The 802-nt window shown below is 41.9% G+C and carries 1 protein-coding gene and 1 pseudogene; one reads left to right on the top strand and one right to left on the bottom strand.

Annotated elements, in window-relative coordinates; genetic code table 11:
* A partial coding sequence (locus tag ADA55_RS31450; protein ID WP_152908325.1) for a helix-turn-helix domain-containing protein occupies positions 1 to 157 on the bottom strand: 157 nt, incomplete at its 3' end.
* A 318-nt stretch (positions 158 to 475) separates the two neighbouring features.
* Here ADA55_RS31450 and ADA55_RS30660 point away from each other — a divergent pair.
* A pseudogene (locus ADA55_RS30660) lies at positions 476 to 802 on the top strand (transposase); the annotation flags it as partial.

The following is an 802-nucleotide window of genomic DNA, read 5'->3' as shown; positions in this document are numbered from 1 at the left end:
TAAATCCATCGGCTCCTTGAATTTGGTATAAACGAACCCATCCTTGAATCATTTGATAAGAAACTTCAAATATTTTCTGAAGATCCATATAGCTGTGCTTTCCTTCAAGGTAAAGTCGTACAATGAATATTTTCTGTTGGGCAGAAAAATTAGCCATAAAAAACACCCCGTAAATGTTAGTTTGGTGTCTAACATTTACGGGGCAGTTCAACTCGATGAAAATCAAGTTTGTCTACAGTTTTTTTGGCTTGTATAAATTTGGACGTTGATTGGAACGTAGGGCTCTCGCTTTCCGCGGGCGGTCAGGGAGCCTCCTCGGCTTTCGCCTGCGGGGTCTCCCCTAGACGGGCTTTTCCCGCAGGAGTCTCGTAGCTCCCGTTCCAATCAACTATGTTTAAAATTTTTCTTTGCGTACGATTTTCTTTTCAAATTTGCGCTTATTCGCACACGAGCATATCAAGGATGTCTTTAAGATGAAATCAATCAAGGTCGTGAAAACCATGGAAAGAAGCCTTTTTCACCAGATAAATTTGATAGGGAAGAAACCAGAGCAATTAAAGGAAGTACTACGGATCCTGAGAGGGGATACTATGTGAAAGATGAACAAACAAACAGTTTGCCTATTCATTCCACGCGGCCGCAGACCGCAACGGTTATGTATGGGCAACGATTGTAACACCTGGTAATACACATGACAGTCATATTTTGGAGCCACTTGTTGAGCAAGTGATTGAGAAAGGTAACCAGAAGCAGTTGCCGAAGATGCAGCTTATAAAACACCAGCGATTACAAGCTACCTATT

This window comes from Bacillus sp. 220_BSPC (assembly GCF_001054655.1).
In the GTDB taxonomy this organism is placed as follows: Bacteria; Bacillota; Bacilli; order Bacillales; family DSM-1321; genus Peribacillus; species Peribacillus frigoritolerans.
Note: the sequence above shows the minus strand (reverse complement) of the source record. Positions and strands in the feature narration are given on the sequence as shown.